The sequence below is a fragment of the Pseudomonas marginalis genome, assembly GCF_024169655.1.
In the GTDB taxonomy this organism is placed as follows: domain Bacteria; phylum Pseudomonadota; class Gammaproteobacteria; order Pseudomonadales; family Pseudomonadaceae; genus Aquipseudomonas; species Aquipseudomonas paraveronii.
Genome location: NZ_JALJWV010000001.1, coordinates 1,879,084 through 1,900,425, shown reverse-complemented (window position 1 = coordinate 1,900,425; position 21,342 = coordinate 1,879,084). Strand labels below are relative to the sequence as shown.

General features: G+C 62.2%; 18 protein-coding genes, 4 tRNA genes and 1 pseudogene. 9 read left to right on the top strand and 14 right to left on the bottom strand.

What is annotated here, in order from left to right; translation table 11 throughout:
* Positions 1–215: 215 nt before the first annotated feature.
* A complete protein-coding gene (locus tag J2Y83_RS08625) occupies positions 216–1,235 on the top strand; it encodes an AraC family transcriptional regulator (RefSeq protein WP_253394486.1) in 1,020 nt (339 codons plus the stop codon).
* A gap of 1 nt (position 1,236) precedes the next feature.
* Here the strand turns inward: J2Y83_RS08625 and J2Y83_RS08620 are convergent, their stop codons facing one another.
* The gene (locus J2Y83_RS08620) at positions 1,237–2,283 is read right to left on the bottom strand and encodes an AraC family transcriptional regulator (RefSeq protein WP_253394484.1); all 1,047 of its coding nucleotides are present in this window, start codon (positions 2,281–2,283) and stop codon (positions 1,237–1,239) included.
* Between the two features lie 161 nt (positions 2,284–2,444).
* On the opposite strand from J2Y83_RS08620, the gene J2Y83_RS08615 reads away from it, so the two are divergent.
* Together J2Y83_RS08615 and J2Y83_RS08610 are read left to right on the top strand one after the other, a co-directional pair.
* On the top strand, positions 2,445–3,296 hold the full coding sequence (locus J2Y83_RS08615; protein ID WP_253394482.1) for a 3-hydroxybutyryl-CoA dehydrogenase: 852 nt from the start codon (positions 2,445–2,447) through the stop codon (positions 3,294–3,296).
* Positions 3,289–3,903, top strand: coding sequence for a TetR/AcrR family transcriptional regulator (locus J2Y83_RS08610; protein WP_253394479.1), 615 nt, complete (start codon positions 3,289–3,291; stop codon positions 3,901–3,903). Before J2Y83_RS08615 ends, J2Y83_RS08610 begins: the two co-directional genes overlap by 8 nt.
* A 6-nt stretch (positions 3,904–3,909) precedes the next feature.
* On the opposite strand, the gene J2Y83_RS08605 is transcribed toward J2Y83_RS08610, so the two are convergent.
* Both J2Y83_RS08605 and J2Y83_RS08600 read right to left on the bottom strand, forming a co-directional pair.
* Positions 3,910–4,545: a response regulator transcription factor gene (locus J2Y83_RS08605; RefSeq protein WP_017846815.1), complete on the bottom strand. Its 636-nt coding sequence runs from the start codon at positions 4,543–4,545 to the stop codon at positions 3,910–3,912.
* Positions 4,546–4,561: 16 nt separating this feature from the next.
* Positions 4,562–6,061, bottom strand: coding sequence for a PAS domain-containing sensor histidine kinase (locus J2Y83_RS08600; RefSeq protein ID WP_253394477.1), 1,500 nt, complete (start codon positions 6,059–6,061; stop codon positions 4,562–4,564).
* A 261-nt stretch (positions 6,062–6,322) separates the two neighbouring features.
* On the opposite strand from J2Y83_RS08600, the gene J2Y83_RS08595 reads away from it, so the two are divergent.
* Positions 6,323–7,945 (top strand): acyl-CoA synthetase, encoded by a 1,623-nt coding sequence (locus tag J2Y83_RS08595; RefSeq protein ID WP_253394475.1) that lies wholly within the window; start codon positions 6,323–6,325, stop codon positions 7,943–7,945.
* Between the two features lie 283 nt (positions 7,946–8,228).
* Here the strand turns inward: J2Y83_RS08595 and J2Y83_RS08590 are convergent.
* The 4 genes from J2Y83_RS08590 to J2Y83_RS08575 form a co-directional block, all read right to left on the bottom strand.
* A tRNA-Gly gene (locus J2Y83_RS08590) sits at positions 8,229–8,304 on the bottom strand.
* 3 nt (positions 8,305–8,307) lie between these two features.
* Positions 8,308–8,383 (bottom strand) — tRNA-Glu (locus J2Y83_RS08585).
* 104 nt (positions 8,384–8,487) lie between these two features.
* Positions 8,488–8,563 (bottom strand) — tRNA-Gly (locus J2Y83_RS08580).
* A gap of 2 nt (positions 8,564–8,565) precedes the next feature.
* Positions 8,566–8,641, bottom strand: a tRNA-Glu gene (locus J2Y83_RS08575).
* A gap of 357 nt (positions 8,642–8,998) precedes the next feature.
* Here J2Y83_RS08575 and J2Y83_RS08570 point away from each other — a divergent pair.
* Together J2Y83_RS08570 and J2Y83_RS08565 are read left to right on the top strand one after the other, a co-directional pair.
* The gene (locus tag J2Y83_RS08570; RefSeq protein ID WP_247398767.1) at positions 8,999–9,769 is read left to right on the top strand and encodes a hypothetical protein; all 771 of its coding nucleotides are present in this window, start codon (positions 8,999–9,001) and stop codon (positions 9,767–9,769) included.
* Between the two features lie 117 nt (positions 9,770–9,886).
* Entirely contained in the window at positions 9,887–10,699 is an 813-nt protein-coding gene (locus tag J2Y83_RS08565; protein WP_253394473.1) for an alpha/beta fold hydrolase, read from the top strand.
* Positions 10,700–10,737: 38 nt separating this feature from the next.
* Here the strand turns inward: J2Y83_RS08565 and J2Y83_RS29795 are convergent, their stop codons facing one another.
* The 4 genes and pseudogenes from J2Y83_RS29795 to J2Y83_RS08550 all read right to left on the bottom strand — a co-directional run bounded on the left by J2Y83_RS29795 (position 10,738) and on the right by J2Y83_RS08550 (position 15,196).
* Positions 10,738–11,580, bottom strand: a complete 843-nt coding sequence (locus J2Y83_RS29795; RefSeq protein WP_425262846.1) for a methyl-accepting chemotaxis protein — start codon at positions 11,578–11,580, stop codon at positions 10,738–10,740.
* Positions 11,581–11,598: 18 nt separating this feature from the next.
* Positions 11,599–11,760 (bottom strand): annotated as a pseudogene (locus J2Y83_RS29790) (HAMP domain-containing protein); the annotation flags it as partial.
* Between the two features lie 1,059 nt (positions 11,761–12,819).
* Positions 12,820–14,232, bottom strand: a complete 1,413-nt coding sequence (locus J2Y83_RS08555) for a PLP-dependent aminotransferase family protein (RefSeq protein WP_253394468.1) — start codon at positions 14,230–14,232, stop codon at positions 12,820–12,822.
* A 202-nt stretch (positions 14,233–14,434) separates the two neighbouring features.
* Positions 14,435–15,196 carry an SDR family oxidoreductase gene (locus tag J2Y83_RS08550; protein ID WP_253394466.1) on the bottom strand — a complete coding sequence of 254 codons (762 nt, stop codon included), beginning with the start codon at positions 15,194–15,196 and terminating at the stop codon, positions 14,435–14,437.
* Positions 15,197–15,423: 227 nt separating this feature from the next.
* Between J2Y83_RS08550 and J2Y83_RS08545 the strand changes: the two genes are divergently transcribed.
* Positions 15,424–16,431 (top strand): NADP-dependent oxidoreductase, encoded by a 1,008-nt coding sequence (locus J2Y83_RS08545; protein WP_253394464.1) that lies wholly within the window; start codon positions 15,424–15,426, stop codon positions 16,429–16,431.
* A gap of 59 nt (positions 16,432–16,490) precedes the next feature.
* Here the strand turns inward: J2Y83_RS08545 and pyrF are convergent, their stop codons facing one another.
* A complete protein-coding gene (pyrF, locus tag J2Y83_RS08540) occupies positions 16,491–17,189 on the bottom strand; it encodes an orotidine-5'-phosphate decarboxylase (RefSeq protein ID WP_253394462.1) in 699 nt (232 codons plus the stop codon).
* A 259-nt stretch (positions 17,190–17,448) separates the two neighbouring features.
* Here pyrF and J2Y83_RS08535 point away from each other — a divergent pair, with 259 nt between their 5' ends.
* Complete coding sequence (locus tag J2Y83_RS08535; RefSeq protein ID WP_253394460.1) at positions 17,449–18,213, top strand: response regulator; 765 nt, start codon at positions 17,449–17,451, stop codon at positions 18,211–18,213.
* Entirely contained in the window at positions 18,213–19,247 is a 1,035-nt protein-coding gene (locus J2Y83_RS08530) for a sensor histidine kinase (RefSeq protein ID WP_253394459.1), read from the top strand. Before J2Y83_RS08535 ends, J2Y83_RS08530 begins: the two co-directional genes overlap by 1 nt.
* 63 nt (positions 19,248–19,310) lie before the next feature.
* On the opposite strand, the gene J2Y83_RS08525 is transcribed toward J2Y83_RS08530, so the two are convergent.
* Both J2Y83_RS08525 and J2Y83_RS08520 read right to left on the bottom strand, forming a co-directional pair.
* Positions 19,311–20,378, bottom strand: a complete 1,068-nt coding sequence (locus J2Y83_RS08525; protein WP_253394458.1) for an AI-2E family transporter — start codon at positions 20,376–20,378, stop codon at positions 19,311–19,313.
* A gap of 72 nt (positions 20,379–20,450) precedes the next feature.
* Positions 20,451–21,269, bottom strand: a complete 819-nt coding sequence (locus J2Y83_RS08520) for a DUF4892 domain-containing protein (RefSeq protein ID WP_253394457.1) — start codon at positions 21,267–21,269, stop codon at positions 20,451–20,453.
* Positions 21,270–21,342: the final 73 nt, after the last annotated feature.

Genomic DNA, 21,342 nt, shown 5'->3' with positions numbered 1-21,342 from the left:
CGCCCACTCCCCCATGCAGGGCAATTAACCAAAACGGCCATTACCCAAAAAACCTGGGACGGTTGCAAGCAGGGACGGAGCCCGTAGTGCATAGCTCTATTCAGCTTCCTCCGATCCGGCCCTGGGTGGCAATTACCAAATCAGTCGAAAAACAGACATAAACGGACAGTCACTTTTGGCTAAACTAGCCTCCCCTGCTGCCGGACTGCTGAACGATGGGCATCGAGCGCTATTCCATTTCCATGTACTTCGCCCACATCCTGATGACGGCCGCACGCCGCCTCGCGCTGGACGAAGACGTCTTGCTCAAGGAAGCCGGCATCAGCCGCAAGCGCCTGGACAACCTGCACCTGCGCATCACCCCCGACCAGTTCAGTCGCTTGATGCAGGCCGTCTGGCGCTTGAGTGATGACGAGTTTTTCGGCGCGGGTTCACAGCGCTGTCCGAAGGGCTGCTTCGCGATAATGGCCAAGCAAGTGATCCACTCGCACAACCTGCATTCGGTGTATTACAAGCTCAGCCATTTCTACAACGTGATGAACGACTCCCTGCACCTGGAGCTGAAAGTCGTCGGTGATGAGGCCCTGTTTTCAATGGCTTTGAGTGACCCGAGCCTGGACGCCGGCTACCTGCTGAGGGGGTTTTTACTGTTGCTCTGGCATCGGTTCCCAAGCTGGTTGATTGGCCAGCGGATCACGCTCAAGCGGGTGACGTTCGATCATCCCGAGCCCGCCCATTCAGCGGAATACCGCTTGATGTTTCCGTGCCCCGCGCACTTCGACCAACCCGAGACTTGCCTGGTGTTCGACGCCGCGATTCTCACCGCGCCGCTGGTGCAAACCGCAGAAACCCTGGCCTATCACCTGCAGCGAGCGCCGGTGGACTGGTTCACCCGCCCCGCCTATTACCCGGTTTACACACGGCGGGTGCTGGACCACCTGGAGAACGTCGACGATCTCGCCAAGGCCACCATCCAGAGCACCGCCAGCGAGCTGCACCTGACGGAAAGAACACTGCGGCGCAAGCTCTTGGCCGAAGGCAGCAAGTTTCAGAAACTCAAGGACGGGGTACGCCGCGACATGGCCATTCATTACTTGAGCCAGACGTCGATGTCGATCAATCAAACCTCGCAACAGCTGGGTTTCTCGGACCCGTCGGCGTTCACCCGGGCCTTTCGCCAATGGACCGGCGAGTTACCCAGGACTTACCGCGACGCGGCACTCAACCGCAAATGACTCAGGCGTCCAGGCGCGCAGGCCGAGACACTTTGCCCTGGACCCGCTCGCGATAACGCCCAGGGCTTTCGCCGGTCCACTTCTTGAACGCCCGATGGAACGCGCTGGGCTCCTGAAAACCGCATTGCGCGGCGATTTCACCGATGCTCGCCCGCGTCTGACAGAGCAGTTCCAGCGCCAGGCTGCGGCGCACTTCATCCTTGATCTCCTGAAACGAGCAACCTTCGCGCTCCAGACGCCGGCGCAAAGTGCTGGGGCTCATGTGCAAGTCCACGGCCAAGTCCTCCAGCGCCGGCCACAAGCTGTAGTGGCTGCCACGCAGGCGTTGATAGACCTGAGTCGCCACGCCGTCCTGGTTGCGAAACCGGATCACCAGCCATTGCGGCGCGCTGCGCAGAAACACCTTGAGCGACGCCAGGTCCTGCACCACGGCCAGACGCAGGTAGCTGCTGGCGAATTCGATTTCGGTGCGGGCCGCGCCAAACGTCAGGTTGTAGCCCCACAGCAACTGATCGTCGCTGAGCGGCGCACGCGCATGGCGAAAGTCGGCGCGATCGATGGGCACGCGGCGTCCGCCCAGCCAGCACAGCAGGCTGATCATCAGCACCAGAAAGGTTTCCTCACCGTAACGCCGTGTGTCCTCATCGCCGCCGCCGACTTCCAGGCTGAGTACCGCACGCTTGCCATGCACGCTGAGGCGGCCGCGAAAGTCGCGCAGGAACAGGGCGAAACTGGCCAGGCACTGGGTGAGCGCCTTGCCCAGGTTCGGCTCCTGGATCAGGCCACGGCAGATCAGGGCGAAACTGCCCGGCGGCATGCCGTGGGAATCCAGGCGGAAGAACTCGTCGTTCAACTCACGAATTTGAATCAGCCATAACGCCGCAAACGCGCTGGCCGGCACCCGGGCCTCGGGCTGGGTCAACAGCGCAGGCTCGATGCCCGCTTCGCACAGCACCGCAGCCAGCCGCTCGGGCTGATCGCGCAGTGCATGGATCATGACCTGCACGAAGTAGACGGCAACCGAATCCTTTTCCCGCGTGGGCATCATTCTGAGTTCCTGTAGCGTACACATGGTAATAAACGCCAATACAACTGACAGGTTTCGGCATAGGCCGCCCCATTGTCGGGCCCTAGACTCTCGCCCAATGGACCGTATTGCAAGGCATGTCTGCCGTGCAACGGCACCGCACATTTGAAGAGAGACTGACGATGAATCTGCAAAATATCGGCGTGATCGGCGCGGGCACCATGGGTAACGGCATCGCCCAGATCTGCGCGGTGGCCGGCATCAACGTGACCTTGCTGGATATCTCCGCCGGCGCCCTGGAAAAAGCCCTGGCCACCGTGAGCAAGAACCTCGATCGCCAAGTCAGCAAGGGCACCCTCAGCGAATCCCAGAAGCATACGGCCCTGGACAAGATCCGCACCAGCACCGACTACGCCAGCCTGGCAAATGCCCAATGGGTCATCGAGGCGGCCACGGAAAACCTCGAACTGAAACGGCGCGTGCTGCAACAGATCGCCGCTCACGTCGATGAGCAGTGCGTGATCGCATCCAATACGTCTTCGCTGTCCATCACCGAACTGGCGGCCGGCGTTAACGCCCCCGAGCGCTTTATCGGCCTGCATTTTTTCAACCCGGTGCCGGTGATGGGCCTGATCGAAGTGATCCGTGGCCTGCAGACCAGCGATAAGACCCACGCCCAGGCCATTAAGCTGGCACAGCACCTGGGCAAAACCGCGATCACCGCCGGCAACCGCCCAGGTTTTGTGGTCAACCGGATTCTGGTGCCGATGATCAACGAAGCGATCCTGGTGTTCCAGGAAGGCCTGGCCAGTGCCGAAGACATCGACGCCGGCATGTGCCTGGGTTGCAACCAGCCTATCGGCCCGCTGGCCCTGGCCGACCTGATCGGCCTGGACACCTTGCTGGCGATCCTCGAGGCGTTCTATGAGGGCTTCCAGGACAGCAAATACCGCAGCGCGTCGCTGCTCAAGGAAATGGTCGCCGCCGGTTACCTGGGGCGCAAGACCGGGCGCGGCTTCCATACCTATGGCTGAGTATCGCTCGCGCCTGTGCGAACACCGCAACAAGGCCCTGGAGTTGCTCGCCAGTAAAGGCTTCGGTCAAGTCGGCATGCGCGAGCTGGCCAGCAGCCTGGGGTTGACCCCGGGCTCGCTGTACCACCACTACCCCAGCAAACAGCACCTGCTGCTGGATTGGATCGAAGAGTTCTACGAAGAACTGCTGACCACCCTGGGGCGCGTCGAACAACGGCCGCGCTCACGCCAGGACAATCTGCAGCGGCTGATTCATGCCCACCTGAACTTGCATCAAGAGATGCCGTGGCATTTCCGCCTGGTGGAGCGTGATTGCGGCTGCCTCACGGAGGACCAGCAACTGCGGGTCCGGCAGTTGCGCGAACAATACGAGCAGCGCCTGCTGCAAATGCTCGGGCGACCGCGGCGGCTGAGTGCGCACGCCCTGCAAGCCGCCGGCCACGCCATCGCCACACTGCTGAACAATGCGCCGAGCTGGCTGGCCGGGCAGACGCTGGATGATGCAGAACGCACCGAGCTACTGGAAAACCTGCTGACCGGCGCCATCGAGCGCGTACTGGCAACACGGGCCAGCGAGCGGCCGAACCTGCAGATTGCCGTGGCCTGAGGCCGATCAGCGCAATTGCAGGGGGTCCACCAGGCCGGCGGCAATCGCCATGCCCACCAGCTCGGGCAAATGGCTGGCCGCCATGCGTTTCATGACCCGCGCGCGATACAGGTCGATGGTCTTGACGCTGACGCCCAACTGCTCGGCAATTTCCCGATTGGTATAACCCTGCACCAGCGGGAGTAGCACATCACGCTCGCGTGGCGTGAGTTGCTGCAGCCGCGCCTGCACCCGCGCCGGTCCTTCACCGAGGCTCTGGCGATGATCGGCCTTGCTCAGGGCCTGCAGGACACTGTCGAGCAGCAACTGTTCGTTGTAGGGTTTTTCGATAAAGTCATGCGCCCCGGCCTTGAACGCACGGACCACAATCGGCACATCGGCGTGGCCACTGACGAAAATCACCGGCAGGTGCAGGTCGCGGCTGCGCATGTGCTCCTGCACATTCAGACCGCCCATCCCCGGCATGCGCACATCCAGCAGCACGCAGGCGTTGAGGCGGCTGTCGCAGGCGTCGAGAAACTCGCGGCCACTGGTAAACGGCAGCGCCTTGAGGCCCACCGACTCCAGCAACCAGACGGTCGAATCGAGCATCCCCTGGTCGTCATCCACCACATACACCACCTGCTCCGTCACGCTCACCATCGCTTGATTCCTCTTCTTATTGTGGGGCACCGCTCTGGGCGAGTGCGGGCAGGCGGCAGCACATTTGCAGCCCGACCGGCATCGGCTCGGCCTGCAACTCGCCACCGAAGCCTTCGATGATGCTGCGGCTCATGGACAAGCCCAGGCCCAGGCCATTGGCCTTGCTGGTATAGAACGGCGTGAATATCTGCTCCAACTGCGCCGGCGAGACACCGGGGCCCTGATCGCTCACGTCGATCTGCACCCACCCGTCACGCTGCGCCAGCGCACTCATGACGATGAGCGAAGGCTGGCCGGGATGGGCTTCGCGATTCGCATCGATGGCATTGCGCAGCAGGTTCAGCAGCACCTGCTCCAGCAGCACCCGGTCGGCGTAAATCAGCGGCAGATTATCCGGCAAGCGATCCTCGATCGTCACCTGGCAATCGCTGGCCTCCCAGGCACACAGGCGGACGGCTTCGCGGGCGACCTCGCCGGGGTTCAGCGCCTCCATGCGCCTGCGCCCCTTGCGCAGAAACGCGCGCAAGCGCTTGATCACTTGCGCGGCGTGGTTGGCATGCACCGAGATCCGCTCCAGGCCTTGAGCCACCCGCTCGGCCGCCGGCGAATCGCTGCCCATCGCGGCCAGATAACGCTGGCTGGCATTGGCGTAATTGACCACCGCCGCCAGCGGCTGATTCATTTCATGGGCGATACCCGACGCCAGTTCGCCCAGGGTCACCAGGCGCGCAGTGTGCGCCAGTTCGTCCTGGTGATGACGCTGCTGGGCCTCGCGCAGCTTGCGCTCGGTCAGGGTGGTTTCCTCGGCCTGGACCCTGGCGGTGATGTCGCGGGACACGCTGACCACCTCCACCACCGCGCCGGTGTAGGTCTCGCGGATCGCCCGGCAGGCGGTTTCGAACCACAGGTAATGGCCCTCGCGATGGCGGATGCGATAGGTCATGGTGTAATAACCGTCCTGCTCCAGGCCCTCCCGCGCGCGCCGCACCAACCCCGCCAAGCCCTGCCGATGGAACAGGCGCTGTGCCCGAGTCCCGCGCAATTCCCCCGGCCAATAGCCCAGCAAGGCCCAGGAAGCCGGAGAAGCGTCGAGAAAAGCGCCATCCGGGGTGTGCCGGGAAATCAGGTCGGTGGTGTTTTCGATGATCAGCCGATACAGGCGCCGGGCCTTGGTGGATTCGCGCTCGGCGACGATCTGCGCGCTGGAGTCCCGGCAACGCGCCAGCACGCGGTTTTCGCCAGGGTCGGGAATAAACGTCCACACCAGAATGCGCTCGGCGAACTGCGCCTCGACGTTTTCGATCGCCCGCTGCTGCCCCAGGCACGCCTGCACCAGCGGCAAGCAATTGACCGGCAACAGGCTCACACAATCGGCCAGGGACAACTGCTCAAGCAACGCCAACAGCGCCGCGTTGAGCTCCAGCGGCCGAGCCTCGGCATCCAGCAGGAGACTCGGCTGCGGGTCATGCCCGAGCAGCGGCGAGCCGCTTGGTAAGCGCACGGAATTGCCGATCATCTTGAAACCTATACAGGGAGGGCGACGTCGAGGTCAGCGGAAGCGTTTAAGCAAGATATAGTACATATACTATACAACACAGGTAGTACTTCCATACATCCGCGCGGACAGTATATAAAAGCCGCCGGAGAAGTCATTGCGCTTTTCCCGCAGGGACCGGCGTGCCAACGATAAAGCCTCAAGGCCGGCACCGTCAGCTTAACTGCCGTTACCAGCGTCTCGAACAATAGAGCTAATAATCAGCCACCGGGTATCCGCACCATGTCAATTTTCGACCAAGGCCTCGAGCCGACCAGCGTTAATCACATTGCTCTTTCGCCTTTAAGCTTCATTGAACGCACTGCCAGCGTCTATCCCGATTACCCTGCCGTGATCCACGGATCGATACGCGCCACCTGGGCGCAAACCTACAGCCGTTGCCGGCGCCTGGCCTCGGCCCTGGCCGGTCGCGGGATCGGCAAAAACGACACCGTGGCCGTCATGCTGCCCAACATCCCGGCCATGCTCGAAGCGCATTTTGGCGTGCCGATGATTGGCGCAGTACTCAATGCCCTCAACGTGCGCCTGGATGCCGAGGCCATCGCCTTCATGCTCGCGCACGGCGAAGCCAAGGTACTGATTGCCGACCGTGAGTTCCACGACGTGGTGCATGCGGCCATCGGCATGCTTGACCATCCGCCCCTGGTCATCGATGTCGATGACCCGGAATACGGCGAAGGCCAGCCCGTCAGCGACCTGGACTACGAGGCGTTTCTCGCCGAGGGCGATCCGGACTTCGCCTGGCAGTGGCCTGAAGATGAATGGCAGGCCATCTCGCTGAACTACACCTCAGGCACGACCGGCAACCCCAAGGGCGTGGTCTACCACCACCGCGGGGCTTACCTGAATTCCCTGGGCAACCAAATGATCTGGGCGATCGGCAACCACCCCGTGTACCTGTGGACGCTGCCGATGTTCCACTGCAACGGCTGGTGCTACCCCTGGATCATCACGGCCCTGGCCGGGGTCCATGTGTTTCTGCGCCGCGTCGACCCACAGAAAATCCTCAACCTGATCCGCGAGCACCAGGTCACTCACTTGTGCGGTGCGCCGATTGTGCTCAACGCTCTGGTGAACATGCCCGACTCGGCCAAGGCCACCATCGACCACCCGGTGAACGCCATGGTCGCCGGCGCGGCGCCACCCGCCAAAGTCATCGGCGCCGTGGAAGAAATGGGCATCAAGGTGATCCACGTCTACGGCCTGACTGAAGTGTATGGCCCTGTGACCCTGTGCGCCTGGCACTCGGAATGGGATGCACTGCCCCTGGACGAACGCGCGCAGATCAAGGCGCGTCAGGGCGTGCGCTACCCGACCCTGGAAGGCGTGATGGTCGCCGACCCGAAAACCCTCGAGCCAACCCCTCATGATGGCCACACCATCGGTGAGATTTTCATGCGCGGCAATACGGTGATGAAGGGCTACCTGAAGAACCCAACGGCAACTGCTGAAGCGTTCGAAGGCGGCTGGTTCCACACCGGCGACCTGGCGGTGACCCATCCCGACGGCTATGTCGAAATCCGCGACCGGCTCAAGGACATCATCATCTCCGGCGGCGAGAACATCTCCACCATCGAACTTGAAGGTGTGCTGTACCGGCACCCGGCAATCCTGGAAGCCGCCGTCGTCGCCCGCCCCGACGAAAAATGGGGTGAAACGCCGTGCGCCTTCGTCACACTCAAGGCCGACCACCAGAACATCCGCGAAGCCGACATCATCAGCTTCTGTCGCGAACACCTGGCAGGCTTCAAGGTGCCGCGCACGGTGGTGTTCACACAGCTGCCGAAGACTTCGACCGGTAAGATCCAGAAGTTTTTGCTGCGTGACATGGCGAAAGAGCTCTAGGCCATTTCCATCAAGCCTGAACGCTGCGCGCACACGCTCGTGTCCGATTGAACGGCATGGACGCTAGCTGACGGGATTGATGCAGCCAACCTTAAACAGATGCCCTCCTCTATGGAGGGCATTGTTTTTTGTGCAGGCGCGGTTGAGGTGTGTCGGATAGCCCGAAGCGCTCAAGCCACCCTCAGCAGATGCAATATTTGATTTATCGCAGAAACGAAAAAAGACGCCGAAGCGTCTTTTTTTCGCTGACCCCCAGGTCCAATGGACACTGCGAATCAAAAATTGGAGCGGGAAACGAGACTCGAACTCGCGACCCCGACCTTGGCAAGGTCGTGCTCTACCAACTGAGCTATTCCCGCAAATGGCGTCCCCTAGGGGACTCGAACCCCTGTTACCGCCGTGAAAGGGCGGTGTCCTAGGCCACTAGACGAAGGGGACACGCTACTGAAACACATGGTGTGTATTTCAGTGCCCAGAGGCCTTGTCCGAAGACTTGGTCCTGGTTTCACTCAATGCCGCCCGAAGGCAACACTGCTTAAAAATGGAGCGGGAAACGAGACTCGAACTCGCGACCCCGACCTTGGCAAGGTCGTGCTCTACCAACTGAGCTATTCCCGCATTGGCGTCCCCTAGGGGACTCGAACCCCTGTTACCGCCGTGAAAGGGCGGTGTCCTAGGCCACTAGACGAAGGGGACACACGTACAACATTCACTCCCTACCGCGTTTCGCTGTGTGCTTTACGCTGTAAGTGGCGCGCATTCTATGGATGGATTGAAAGGTCGTCAACCCCCAAGGATAAATTTATTTAAATCAATGACTTCGCCCCCGTTTTCCGGCCCGCGCTGGCATTCTGCATGTCCGCGCCTTGACGCCTATATTCTGGCGCCCGACAAGACGCTATAGTTCATCCAGCAACTGATGGCATTGTGCATCTACGCAGGGAATGCTTACGTATATAGAAGAAACTACCTGGGCAACTGGTCGAACAGTCCTATCCGACAGATGTCCCAGTCACTACACTCCACAGCAAACCCTATAAAGAGGTCACACCGGTGACACCACTCATGATCACCCTGCTGGTAATAGCCGGGATCGTAATACTGATCGCCATTGGCTACATGAACCACGCGGTGGAAAACAACAAACTGGAAAAGCAACGCGCCGTGATCGAGCTTAATGACCGGCTGCGTCGCTGTGGTGAGATCACCGAGACCTTCCCTGGCCAGTTGATGACCCCAGCGCTCAAGCTGCTGCTGACCCGCCTGGAGCTCAACGTCAACCAACGCTTGTTGCACCTCAACAAGACCAGCGCACCGCTCAAGGCGCGGATCGCCGAACTGAATGCGCTGGTGGCCCAAGGCGAATCGATCCCGATCAACAACCCGCCCGGCCCGATCCAGACCGAAGCCAAGGCCAAGGACGTGCGGTTCCTGCTGGAAGCCCTGCACGGCCAAGTCACCCGCGCCGCCCAGGACGGTTTCCTGCCGACCAATGAAGCCAAGCACTGGATCCGGGAAATTCGCCACATCCTGGTACTGCTGCACATCGAGTTCTTCAACAACCTCGGCCAGCATGCCTTGCAACAGAACCAGCCTGGCCAGGCGCGCCTGGCCTTCGAGCGCGGCGTGCAGTACCTGCGCAAGCAGCCCGAGCCCGCGCTCTACAGAGAGCAACTGCAATTGCTGGAGAGTCAATTGGTGCGCGCCAACTCTACGGTGCTGACCAACAGCAAGCCTGCGGAAGACGAAGTCAACGAACTGACCGAAGGCCTGAAAGTCGCCGAAACCGACGCCGAGTGGAAGAAAAAAGTCATCTACGACTGACCGCCCCTCCCCATGTGGCGAGCCCTCCCTCGCCACATGCCATCATTTAGTACCTATCCGCTGGCCGTCGACTCGCGTACAAAAGTGTCCCTCACTTCGTGAAGTTGGAGGCCTGTTATGCCTGTCGCCGTGATTGATGGACAACCGCTGCACTATGTTGACCAGGGCTGCGGCCCGGTCGTCCTGCTGGGTTCGAGTTACCTGTGGGACCGCGACATGTGGGCACCGCAGATCGAAGCGCTGTCGCACCAGTATCGCGTGATCGTCCCCGAGCTATGGGGCCATGGCGAGTCCGGGCCGCTGCCGACATACACGCGATCCCTGGACGACCTGGCGCGCCAGGCCCTGGCACTGCTCGACCAGTTACACATTACCCGGGTCAACCTGGTGGGCTTGTCGGTCGGCGGCATGTGGGGCGCGCGCCTGGCCCTGTGGGCACCCGAGCGGGTCAACAGCCTGGTGCTGATGGACACCTACCTCGGCGCCGAGCCCGAGGCCACGCGCCAGCACTACTTCTCGCTGTTCAAGATGATTGAAGACGCCGGCGCTATCCCGGAGCCGCTGCTGGATGGGGTCGCGCCGATCTTTTTCCGCCCGGGCATCGACCGCGAATCGGCGCTGTACCAAAATTTCCGCAAGGTCTTGCAGGACTACCCCGCGGCGCGCCTGCTAGACAGCATCGTGCCCCTGGGCCGGCTGATCTTCAGCCGTGAAGATGCATTGGAGCAGTTGTCACGCCTGGACGCCGACACCACCCTGGTGCTGTGCGGCGAACAGGACACACCGCGCCCGCCCGCCGAATCCGAGCAGATGGCCAGCCTGATCGGCTGCAGCCTGAGCCTGATTCCCGACGCCGGGCATATCTCCAGTCGCGAGAACCCGGACTTCGTCAATGAAGCGCTGCTGACCTTCCTCGCCAACCATGCCTGATTGCCCCCTGCCCTTTGATCGCGGCCTGCCAGCGGCGATCAAAGGCGGAAGTGCCCCACCATGCCCTTGAGTTCCGCGCCCAACTGCGCCAGTTCAATACTCGACGCGGCATTGCCTTGCATGCTCAACGCCGATTGATCGGCACTCGCCCGAATGCTGGTGACGCTGCGGTTGATCTCTTCGGCCACCGAGCTCTGCTGCTCGGCCGCCGCCGCAATCTGCTGATTCATCTGTTGGATCAATGACACCGCGACCGCAATGCTGCCCAGGGCGCTTTCGGTTTCCAGCGCATCACTGACGGCCAGCTTCACCAACTCGCCGCTCTGCTGGATCTGCTGCACCGACGATTGCGCCGCGCTGCGCAAGGTGCCGACCAGGCGTTCGATTTCCTCGGTCGATTGCTGGGTGCGCTTGGCCAGCGCCCGCACTTCATCGGCCACCACCGCAAAACCACGGCCTTGCTCACCGGCGCGCGCGGCCTCGATGGCCGCGTTGAGTGCCAGCAGGTTGGTCTGTTCGGCCACGCTTTTGATGACGCTCAACACGCTGCCGATGTTCTGGATTTCGACGCTGAGGCTTTCGATGCTGGCACTGGCGCGGGTACTGGAGGTGGCCAGCAATTCGATGCGCTGCAAACTCTGGCGCACCACCTGCTGGCCGCTGTCGACTTTGTCATCGGCGGTCTGCGCCGCTTGTGCAGCCTCTTCGGCGTTGCGCGCCACATCATGGACCGTGGCGGTCATCTGGTTCATCGCCGTGGCAACCTGTTCGGTTTCTTCCTTCTGGCTGCTGACCTCGATGTTGGTCTGCTCGGTGACGCTGGACAGCGAATGGGCCGAACTGGCCAATTGCTCGATACCCGCTTGCAGCCCGCTGACCATTTGGCTCAAACCGCTGCCCATCTGTTGCATCGCCTGCATCAACTGGCCGATTTCATCGCGGCGGCTGACTTCCATGCGCCCGCTCAAGTCGCCGGCCGCAATCTGCTGGGCCACCGCGATCACACGGCGCAGCGGTGCGACGATCAACCGGGTAATCACCCACGCGGCAATCAACCCCATCAACAGCGCCAGGGCCGACGAGCCGATGATCAGCAGCGCGCTTTCCTTCAGTTGTGCTTGCATCGACTGGTCTTCAGCGGCATACGCCTGGTCGACCTGACTGACCACTTGGTCGGCGCGATCATGCAATTGTTTGTAGACCACTTTTTCCTGGGCCAGCAGGCCGGTGTATTCGCCGAGTTTTTCGCTGAACGCGGCGATATGCCCGGCGACCTCATTGAGCACCGTCTGGTAACCGGAGTCCTTGACCGAAGTTTTCAATAGCTCGACCTGGGCCAGCGCCTGCTCGGCCTGTTCGATTTTGCCTTGTTCGGCGCTGTCATCCTCGCCTTTGCGGCTCTGATCAAGGCGCACATGGGCTTCGTTCATGGCTTGCAACATCAACCGTGAAACCTGGCTGACCTGCCCCGCCTGCTCGATAAACTCGGCGCCCTCCTTGCCCTGGCTTTCCTTTAGGCCATAGGCGCCATCGTCGGCCAGACCGGCCTGCAACACATCGAGGTTATTGGCCACGCTGGACACCGACCAACTGGCCATTTCCAGCGCCAGGTCCTTGGTCTGGGTCAGTTCGACGAACTCATCGAACGCCTTGCGGTAAGCGGCCAAGGCCTGCTCGACCTCGGTCATCAGCGGCACGTTGGCCGCGGACCCGGCCTTGAGGCTGCCGGCCAGGGCAGCCAAGGCGTCGACACGCTCATGTAGGGCGTCGACGGACTTGGGGTCGGCGTGCAGCGCGTAGTCCTGCTCGATCAAACGCACCTTGAGCAGCCCGCTGTTGAGCGCAGACATGGTCTTGAGGCCCTCGAAACGCAGGCCAACGGTTTGCAGGGACCACACGCCGATCGCTGCCACCAACGCAGTCAACAGCAGCACCAGACTGAAGCCCAAACCCAGTTTTTTCGCCATACCGAGGTTGGCGAAACGTCGTTGCACGGCCGAAATCATGCGCTTGAATCCTCTTGCAATGGCGGATGCCATCAAGCCCGGTTTCCCAGCAGCGAGATTCGCAACCACGAGGCACTGAACACAAGTCGTTGGCGCCACAATAATGGCAAAAAGCTACACTCTCGTCGTTTTCAGAATGGTCGAGGTCGATCTGGCAGGCCCCGTAGCGCGGAACAACGCCAGGGCCCGCTGATCAGCAGCATAGGCCACATTGATGCGCTGCCACTCACTGTGTTCACCCGTAGGGCTGAACAGCGCCCCCGGTGACATCAGCACACCCAGTTGCCGTGCATACGCCTGCAACCGCGAACGGTCGCCCACGCAGGGCCGTGCCCAGACAAACATGCCCCCGGCGGGCACGGCGAACACCTGCCATTCCTCATCCTCCAATACCTGCAAGGTCGCGGCCATTTGCGTGTTCAGACGTTTGCGCAGGCGCTGCACCCATTTGCGATAGGTGCCGTTGGCCAGCAACGTGGCCATCACCGCTTCGGCAAAACGCGAGGTGCCGATGCCGGTGAGGGTCTTGAGGTGTACCAATTGCGCAATGATCGGCGAACTGGCGCTGAGGTAGCCGACGCGCAAGGCACTGCTGAGGGTCTTGGAGAAACTCGAGACATAGATCACCCGATCTTCATGGGGCAGCGCCGACAGTCGCGTGCAACTGGCGTGTTGCAGGTCGGCGTAGACATCTTCTTCGATAATCAGAAAGTCTTCGCTGTGCGCCAGCTCCAGCAAACGTTCGGCCACTTTGCGGCACAGGCTGGTGCCGGTGGGGTTGTGATACAGGCTGCTGATAAACAGGCACTTGGGACGATGACGGCGCAGCAGAACTTCCAGCGCCGGGATATCCGGGCCGCCCTGGGTGCGCGGTACTTCCAGCAGCGTGACGCCGTGGAAGGCCAACTGACGAAACAGGTTGCCATAACCAGGGGTTTCTACGACCACGGTGTCGCCGGCCTTGAGCAACGTGCGGATCAACAGGTCCTGAGCGTGGCTGGCGCCATGGGTGGTGAGGATGCGGTCGAGGCTGGTGACCACGTGAATCCGGGTCAGGCGCTTGAGCAATTGCTCGCGCAGCGCCGGCAGCCCCAGTGGCGTGCTGTAGTTGAACAGGCCCTCGGTATCGGTGCGGCTGACTTCGCGGATCGCGTAGCTGATGTCATCGCTTTCGCGCCAGGCGTCCGGCAACCAGCCGCAGCCCAATTTCAACTCGCCCACCGGGCTGTCGGTAAAAGCGCCCCACTCTCGCTCCGCGCCTTCATACCAGTGGCGTTCCTGAGTCACCGGCGGCTGCGCCACCATAAACCCAGAGCCCTGCTTCGAGGTCAGCAGGCCTTGGGCCTCCATGCGCTCGAATGCCTCGATCACGCTGGACTGGCTGAGCAGGTTGTCGAGGGCCAGTTGGCGGATGGACGGCAAGCGTGTGCCGGGGCTGACCCCGCTCTTGCGAATCCATTCCGCCACCGCGCTGACGATTTGCTGCACCACCGGTACAAGGGCTTGTCGATCGATCCCTAAATCCATGAGCCACTCACTTAACTATCTGTTATTCAACCCAAAACAGTTAAGCACAGAAGCCCGCCAAAACAGGCCACCAACAGTTACTAAAGTATTGATTTTATTGACTTATTTACCTCCTGATACACATTGGATCACGGCGTTTTGCCAGCTATGGAAACGCCCCACAGCACCTCAAACTTTTTCGAGAGCGGTGCGGCTTGGAGTCCTAGATCGCGGTGGCGCCGCCGTCCACCGCCAGAGCCTGGCCGGTGGTGAAAGCCGCACCGTCGCTGCACAGGTACAACACGGCACTGGCGATTTCCTCGACCTTGCCAATGCGCCCAACCGGGTGCATGGCGGCGGCAAATTCAGCTTTGCGCGGGTCAGCTTCATAGGCACGACGGAACATGTCGGTATCGATCACTGCCGGGCATACCGCGTTAACGCGGATTTTCTTTTTCGCGTATTCGATGGCCGCCGATTTGGTCAAGCCGATCACAGCGTGTTTGGACGCGGCGTAGATGCTCATCTTTGGCGCGGCGCCCAGCCCCGCCACCGACGCGGTGTTGACGATCGCTCCGCCACCCTGGGCCAGCAGCAACGGTAATTGGTATTTCATGCACAACCACACGCCCTTGACGTTGACGCCCATGATCGCGTCGAACTCATCGAGGGTGCCGTCCGCCAGCTTGCCTTTCTCGATCTCGATCCCGGCGTTGTTGAAGGCGTAGTCCAGGCGGCCATACGTGGCGATGGTCTGCGCCATCAATTGCTGCACGTCGGCTTCCAGCGTGACGTTGCAGCGCACGAACTGCGCTTCGCCACCGGCCTCGCGGATCAGCGCGACAGTGCCTTCGCCGCCCGCCACGTCGAGGTCGGCAACCACTACCTTCAAACCTTCGGCGGCAAACGCCTGCGCGGTGGCGCGGCCAATACCGGCGGCGGCGCCGGTGACCAGGGCGACCTGGCCGGAAAACGTCATGCTCATGGGGATGTCCTATGGGAGAAATAGCCGTGGCGCGAGTCTAGCCAACCCCGGGACGCGCGCGTCAGCACTATCAGAAGACCGGTTAGCGCTGCATGAATCACAATGATAAGACCGCCTGCGTCACTATCATCGAGGCCTATCGACGAGCATTCGCAGCCCTCGGCCGACCTTGCCCGCACGCCAGTATGGGTCTATCAATCAGGCTTCATTTCTCAAGAGTCCTTGCCATGACTGCCCAGACCAACCGCCAGTTCCTGCTCGCCAAACGCCCGGTCGGCGCGGCCACGCGGGAGACCTTCACCTACCAGGAAGTGCCGCTGGGCACCCCACAGGACGGCCAGGTACTGGTGCGCAACGAATACCTGTCCCTCGACCCGGCGATGCGCGGCTGGATGAATGAGGGCAAATCCTACATTCCGCCGGTCGGCATCGGCGAAGTGATGCGGGCGCTGGGCGTGGGCAAAGTGATCGCCTCGAACACCCCGAAATTCGCCGTCGGCGACTACGTGAACGGTGCCCTGGGGGTGCAGGACTACTTCCTCGGCGAGCCGCGTGGTTTCTACAAGGTCGACCCCACGCTTGCGCCCCTGCCGCGCTACCTATCGGCGCTGGGCATGACCGGCATGACCGCCTATTTCGCGCTGCTCGACACCGGCGCACCGAAAGCCGGTGACACCGTGGTGATCTCCGGCGCAGCGGGGGCGGTGGGCAGCATTGCCGGACAGATCGCCAAGATCAAAGGCTGCCGCGTGGTGGGCATTGCCGGTGGCGCCGACAAGTGCAAGTTCCTGGTCGATGAACTGGGCTTCGACGCCGCCATCGATTACAAACACGACGACCTGCCCGCCGCACTCAAGCGCGAGTGCCCCAAGGGCGTGGATGTGTATTTCGATAACGTCGGCGGCGACATTCTCGACGCAGTGCTCAGCCGCCTGGCGTTGAAAGCCCGCGTGGTGATCTGCGGCGCGATCAGCCAGTACAACAACAAGGAAGCCGTAAAAGGCCCGGCCAACTACCTGTCATTGCTGGTCAATCGCGCACGCATGGAAGGCTTCGTGGTGATGGATCACGCGGCGAACTTTGCCGCCGCCGGGCAGGAAATGGCCGGCTGGATGGCGCAGGGCAAGCTCAAGAGCAAGGAAGATATCGTGGAGGGGCTGGAGACGTTCCCAGAGACGTTGATGAAGCTGTTCAACGGGGAGAACTTCGGCAAGCTGGTACTGAAAGTCAGCTGATACACAGCAGATGTAAATGTGGGAGCAAGCCCCCTCCCACATTGTTGATCGGTGATCGATCAGGCGATTTCGGCGACGACCGCGGCCAACGCTTTGGCTGGATCGGCCGCCTGGCTGATCGGGCGACCGATCACCAGGTAGTCCGAGCCCGCGTCCAACGCCTGACGCGGCGTGAGGATACGGCGCTGGTCATCCTGGGCGCTGCCCGCCGGGCGAATCCCCGGGGTGACCAATTGCAGCGACGGGTGGGCGGTCTTGAGGGCCCGGGCTTCCAGCGCCGAACAGACCAGGCCGTCGAGGCCGGCTTTCTGCGCCAGGGCCGCCAGGCGCAGCACTTGCTCCTGCGGTTCGATATCCAGGCCGATCGCGGCCAGGTCCTCGCGCTCCATGCTGGTCAGCACGGTCACACCGATCAGCAAGGGTTTAGGGCCGCTGCGCTGTTCCAGCACTTCACGGCAGGCGGTCATCATGCGCAGGCCGCCGGAGCAGTGTACATTGACCATCCACACGCCCATCTCGGCGGCGGCCTTGACTGCCATCGCGGTGGTGTTGGGGATGTCGTGGAATTTCAGGTCGAGGAACACTTCGAAGCCTTTGTCACGCAGGGTGCCGACGATGTCAGCCGCGCAACTGGTGAACAGTTCCTTGCCGACCTTGACCCGGCACAGCTTCGGGTCCAACTGGTCAGCCAGCTTCAGTGCGGCGTCACGGGTGGGGTAATCCAGGGCGACGATGATAGGAGTCTGGCAGACGGACATTGGAATGGGCTCTCAGGCAAGTCGAAATCGGCGCGGATTGTAGCGCAAGCGACGCCGTTGCGGGATCCGATGATCGGTAAATACTGACCAAGCGCGCTCAAGCGGACATTTCAGCTATTTGTATCAAAACAGATACATTCACGACATGCCCCCAACACGCCCTACCGCTAGCCTCGCCCGCACGACCCACCGACCAGCACTTCCAGCCATGTGGCTGGGCGCCTATGCTGACCGCCACCACCAGGCAGATGATCGCACTATGCATATCCCTTCCGTCCCGCTGAACGACGAGCCCAAAGGTGCAGTGAGCGCCGATGAAAAGCGCTGGAACACCCGCGCGCTGATTGTCGACGACGATGTGCCGATCCGCGAACTGCTGATCGACTACCTGGCACGCTTCAATATTCTCGCCACCGGCGTCACCGACGGCGCCGCGATGCGCGTGGCGATGCAAGCCGAAACCTTTGATGTGGTGGTGCTCGACCTGATGCTGCCGGGCGAAGACGGCCTGACGCTGTGCCGCTGGCTGCGCGCCGAGTCGGACATCCCGATCCTGATGCTCACCGCCCGCTGCGAGCCCACCGACCGCATCATCGGCCTGGAACTGGGCGCCGACGACTACATGTCCAAGCCGTTCGAGCCGCGTGAATTGGTGGCGCGCATCCAGACCATCCTGCGTCGGGTGCGCGATGACCGCACCGAGCAGCGCGCCAATATCCGCTTCGATAACTGGCGGCTCAACAGCGTGTTGCGCCAACTGGTGGCCGACGATGGCCTGGTGGTGCCGCTGTCCAACGCCGAGTTCCGCCTGCTGTGGGTGTTTATCGAGCGTCCGCGCCGGGTATTGAGCCGCGAACAGTTGCTGGATGCTGCCCGCGGTCGTTCCATCGAGGCCTTTGATCGCAGCATTGATCTGCTGGTCTCGCGCCTGCGCCAGAAGCTGGGCGATGATCCGAAAGCACCGCAGTTGATCAAGACCGTGCGCGGTGAAGGCTATCTGTTCGACGCACGGGATATCGGCTGATGCGCAACGCCTTCAACACGCTGTTCGGGCGGCTGTTCGGTGTGTTGCTGGTGGCGATTGTACTGGCCCATGCGCTGGCATTTTTCTGGTACGTCCACTACGGCCCGCCGCCTCCGCCGCCCCAGGAAACCTTCGTCGAGCAACCGGACGGTACGATGAAGCCCCTGCATATACGTCCTCGCCCGCGGTTTGGCGGACCAGTGGTGCCGCTAACGTTTCAGTTTTTCTCGCTGATCATCGCCGCCTGGTATGGCGCCAAACTGTTGAGCCGGCCGATCCAGCGCCTGAGTGAGGCCGCCGAGCGCTTGAGCCTGGACCTCGACAGCCCGCCCCTCGACGAATCCGGCCCCCGCGAAGCACGGCAGGCCGCGTCGACCTTCAACCTGATGCAAAAACGCATTCGCGAACAAGTCGGCCAGCGCGCGCGCATGCTCGGCGCGGTCTCCCATGACCTGCGCACCCCGCTGTCGCGCCTCAAGCTGCGCCTGGAGCAGATCGAAGACACCAAGCTGCAAGGCCAGATGCGCCAGGACCTGAACGACATGATCGGCATGCTCGACGCCACCTTGAGCTACCTGCACGAACAACGCACCAGCGAAAGCCGACACTGGCTGGATGTGCAGGCGCTGGTCGAGTCGATCAGTGAGAACGCCCAGGACCAAGGTGCGGATGTGCAATGTGCCGGTACCAGTGCGCCGTTGCAGGTACAACCGATGGCGTTGCGCTCGTGCCTCAATAACCTGATCGACAACGCCTTGCGCTACGCCGGCGCCGCCCGCGTGGAGCTGGAAGACGGCCGCGAGGCCCTGGTCGTCCGTGTGATCGACCACGGCCCCGGGATTGCCGCCGACAAGCGCGAGGCGGTATTCGAGCCGTTCTATCGGCTGGAAGGCTCGCGCAACCGCAACTCCGGCGGCGTGGGCCTGGGCATGACCATCGCCAAGGACGCGGTGGAGCGCCTGGGCGGGCGCTTGAGCCTGGAGGAAACCCCTGGCGGCGGGTTGACCGCGGTGATGTGGTTGCCCCGCGCCTGAAGGCCAATGCCAGTCAATGTGGGCGCGGGTTTGCTCGCCCCCACACCGGCCGTCGCCAATCAGCTACAGCGGCTTGTCTTCGCGGCGGCCCTGGGCCTGGGCCTGGGTCGCACTCCAATCCATCAGCAGGCTGTATGCCACCGCGAGCAAGGTCGGGCCGATAAACAGGCCGATGAAACCAAACGCGATCAAGCCGCCGAACACCCCGAGCAGCACGATCACCAGCGGCAGGTTGCCGCCACGACTGATCAGGTACGGCTTGAGCACGTTGTCCACGCCGCTGATGATGAACGTGCCCCACACGCCGAGGAACACCGCGTGGCTGTAATCGCCCTTCCACGCCAGCCAGGCCGTGGCCGGAATCCACACCAGTGGCGGCCCCATGGGGATCAGGCTGAGCAGGAAAGTGACAATACCCAACACCAGCGCGCCCGGCACACCGGCGATCAGGAAGCCGATCAGCGCCAGTACGGCCTGGGCCGCCGCCGTACCAATCACGCCATTGACCACCCGTTGCACGGTGCCGGCCACCAGCTCGATGTAGTAACCGGCACGGTCGCCGATCAAGCGCTCCAGCAGGCGGTGTACGAACATCGCCAGGCGCGGCCCGTCGCGATAGAAAAAGAATACGAACACCAGGCTGAGGGTCAGTTCGAGGATGCCGCCGCCGATCTGCGCGCTGCGCGCCAGCAGCCAATTACCCACCTGCCCCAGGTACGGTTTGAGGCTGACCATCAGCGCCGCGCCCTGCTCGTCGATACTGCCCCACATCGCCACCAGCCGTTCTCCAACAAAGGGAATCGACCCCAACCAGGCCGGCGCCGCAGGCAAACCGTCGACCTGAATATCCTTGATCAACGCCACCGCATCGCGCACATGGTCCGCGAGGTTGAACCCCAGCCATACCAGCGGCACCGCCACCAGCAGCATCCAGCCCAAGGTCAGAATGCCGGCGGCCAGGGATTCACGGCCGCCCAACCAGCGGGTCAGCAACACCATCAGCGGCCAACTGGCAAACGCCAGCACCGCGCCCCAGAACAGCGCCGACCAGAACGGCGCCATCACCCAGAAGCTGGCACCAAACAGCACCAGCAGCAGGATTTGCACCAGCAGGCGATCGTTATTGAGCATGGATTTTCTCTAGGATAAGGCTGTAGGCAGCTAGTTTAGGCGAACGGCGCGGGTCCGTTCGCCCTGTTACGGTCAGCGTATCAGATGCAGGTGCAGGCCTTTGGCTGGCTCAGTGCCGGTTTCCAGGCGTGCGGCCCGCACGCCCTTGTCAACCAGGGCCTGGCGCCACGCTTCGGCATGAGGGCCGGTCAAACTGACACGCAGGGTGGTGTCGAGGTTCAACCCGCGGGAAATCAGGGTCAACCAGGTGGCATCCGGGTCCGCGCCCAATGCCGGAAAGTCCAGCTCGCCGGTGCTTTTGAGTTCGCGCAACAGCGTGGCGGAGGTCGGCAGCAGCTCCCCGAGCGGTGCGCTGGCATCGATCTGTTCGACATGCAGGTAAGCCCGGCGATTGCCGCGGGTGATGCCGTACAACGCCACCAGGGAATTGTCCTGCGGGGCGGCCAGACGCAGCAGCAGGTATTCCTGCTGGCCATCGGCGCCGACCAGCTTGGCGTTACCGAACACTTCATTGGCCCACAGGCTGCTTTCACCGCAGTCGCGGGCCTGGCACCAGAACAACAGTTGCGCGCCCTGCTGCTGCAACGCTTCACGCGTGGCGGTGAACGCAGCGCTGGATGTGTGCTCGGCGGGCAGTTCATAGGTGATGGCAGTGGCCTGGCCGCGCGTGGTGGCCTGGGCCTCGTAGCGCAACTGGCCGCTGATCTTGCGGACCGCGCCCATGGGGTAAATGCGCTCTTTTGCTTCGGCGGGGCGGTAATCGACGATTTGCGCGTCGACCTGGCGGGCCACGGCAGGCAAGTCCTGGCTACCCGGCACGTCGGCGGCGAACACCAACGGGCTGAACACACACAGGCCCAGGACACGGATACAGCCTTTACGCACGCTCATCGGATAGTTGAGCCCTGGCCATCGGAGGTCGCAGCAGTTTCAAGATCGGTGTTGAGATCGTTCATGGTTGACT

Excerpts from the sequence above, each read along its gene's own strand:
- J2Y83_RS08625 (WP_253394486.1), top strand. The coding sequence starts at position 216 with ATGGGCATCGAGCGCTATTCCATTTCCATGTACTTCGCCCACATCCTG.
- J2Y83_RS08620 (WP_253394484.1), bottom strand. The coding sequence starts at position 2,283 with ATGATGCCCACGCGGGAAAAGGATTCGGTTGCCGTCTACTTCGTGCAG.
- J2Y83_RS08615 (WP_253394482.1), top strand. The coding sequence starts at position 2,445 with ATGAATCTGCAAAATATCGGCGTGATCGGCGCGGGCACCATGGGTAAC.
- J2Y83_RS08610 (WP_253394479.1), top strand. The coding sequence starts at position 3,289 with ATGGCTGAGTATCGCTCGCGCCTGTGCGAACACCGCAACAAGGCCCTG.
- J2Y83_RS08605 (WP_017846815.1), bottom strand. The coding sequence starts at position 4,545 with ATGGTGAGCGTGACGGAGCAGGTGGTGTATGTGGTGGATGACGACCAG.
- J2Y83_RS08600 (WP_253394477.1), bottom strand. The coding sequence starts at position 6,061 with ATGATCGGCAATTCCGTGCGCTTACCAAGCGGCTCGCCGCTGCTCGGG.
- J2Y83_RS08595 (WP_253394475.1), top strand. The coding sequence starts at position 6,323 with ATGTCAATTTTCGACCAAGGCCTCGAGCCGACCAGCGTTAATCACATT.
- J2Y83_RS08565 (WP_253394473.1), top strand. The coding sequence starts at position 9,887 with ATGCCTGTCGCCGTGATTGATGGACAACCGCTGCACTATGTTGACCAG.
- J2Y83_RS29795 (WP_425262846.1), bottom strand. The coding sequence starts at position 11,580 with ATGGTCAGCGGGCTGCAAGCGGGTATCGAGCAATTGGCCAGTTCGGCC.
- J2Y83_RS08555 (WP_253394468.1), bottom strand. The coding sequence starts at position 14,232 with ATGGATTTAGGGATCGATCGACAAGCCCTTGTACCGGTGGTGCAGCAA.
- J2Y83_RS08550 (WP_253394466.1), bottom strand. The coding sequence starts at position 15,196 with ATGAGCATGACGTTTTCCGGCCAGGTCGCCCTGGTCACCGGCGCCGCC.
- J2Y83_RS08545 (WP_253394464.1), top strand. The coding sequence starts at position 15,424 with ATGACTGCCCAGACCAACCGCCAGTTCCTGCTCGCCAAACGCCCGGTC.
- pyrF (WP_253394462.1), bottom strand. The coding sequence starts at position 17,189 with ATGTCCGTCTGCCAGACTCCTATCATCGTCGCCCTGGATTACCCCACC.
- J2Y83_RS08535 (WP_253394460.1), top strand. The coding sequence starts at position 17,449 with ATGCATATCCCTTCCGTCCCGCTGAACGACGAGCCCAAAGGTGCAGTG.
- J2Y83_RS08530 (WP_253394459.1), top strand. The coding sequence starts at position 18,213 with ATGCGCAACGCCTTCAACACGCTGTTCGGGCGGCTGTTCGGTGTGTTG.
- J2Y83_RS08525 (WP_253394458.1), bottom strand. The coding sequence starts at position 20,378 with ATGCTCAATAACGATCGCCTGCTGGTGCAAATCCTGCTGCTGGTGCTG.
- J2Y83_RS08520 (WP_253394457.1), bottom strand. The coding sequence starts at position 21,269 with ATGAGCGTGCGTAAAGGCTGTATCCGTGTCCTGGGCCTGTGTGTGTTC.